The 897-nt window shown below is 61.3% G+C and carries 2 rRNA genes; both read left to right on the top strand.

Features of this window, described 5'->3' with window-relative positions:
- A 16S ribosomal RNA gene (locus HHX37_RS35370) occupies positions 1–108 on the top strand; the annotation flags it as partial.
- 431 nt (positions 109–539) lie between these two features.
- Positions 540–897, top strand: a 23S ribosomal RNA gene (locus HHX37_RS35365); the annotation flags it as partial.

The following is an 897-nucleotide window of genomic DNA, read 5'->3' as shown; positions in this document are numbered from 1 at the left end:
CCGTGGCCCAACCACTTGTGGGGGGAGCGGTCGAAGGTGGGGCTGGCGATTGGGACGAAGTCGTAACAAGGTAGCCGTACCGGAAGGTGCGGCTGGATCACCTCCTTTCTAAGGAGCACCGGCCGGCCCTGGTGGGTTCACCCGTTGTGGTGAGTCTGAGGGTTTGGTCCATGCCGGGTTCAGGGACGCGTGTTCCCTGCTCGGTGAGCTCATTAGTGGAGCACTGGTTATTCGGATCGGCCGGGTTCGGCTGCCGGGGTGAGTACCGCCGCGGGTCTCCTTCACGGGAGGTCGGCGGAGTGGGGAAGCGTTCGGCGGGGCTTGGTGGGTTCGGGCACACTGTTGGGTCCTGAGGGAACGGACCGTTCGCCGGCCATCGCATCGCGGTGGCCGCTTGCGAGTGGGTTTGGTTTTCTCTTTGGGGCTGGTCTCCTGCCATACCGGTTCGGGCGTGTTGACGCTCGGGTGTTTGGTGGTGGGGTGGGCTGGTTTGCCTGGTTGTTGTTTGTGAATTGCATAGTGGACGCGAGCATCTTTGTGGCCAAGTTTTTTAGGGCACACGGTGGATGCCTTGGCATCAGGAGCCGATGAAGGACGTGGGAGGCTGCGTTAAGCCTCGGGGAGTCGCCAACCAGACGTTGATCCGGGGATGTCCGAATGGGGAAACCTAGCACCAGTCATGTGGTGTTGCCGCCGTCTGAATGTATAGGGCGGTTGGTGGTAACGCGGGGAAGTGAAACATCTCAGTACCCGTAGGAGAAGAAAACAAATAGTGATTCCGTGAGTAGTGGTGAGCGAAAGCGGAGGAGGCTAAACCGTGCGCGTGTGATAGCCGGCGGGCGTTGCGTGTGCGGGGTTGTGGGACCTTCCGGGGGAGACCGCCGTCTCTTCAGGCAG

Origin of the sequence: Microbispora sp. H10885 (assembly GCF_014161415.1) — a bacterium.
Lineage (GTDB): Bacteria > Actinomycetota > Actinomycetes > Streptosporangiales > Streptosporangiaceae > Microbispora > Microbispora triticiradicis.
This window is presented reverse-complemented; position numbering and strand designations above follow the sequence as displayed.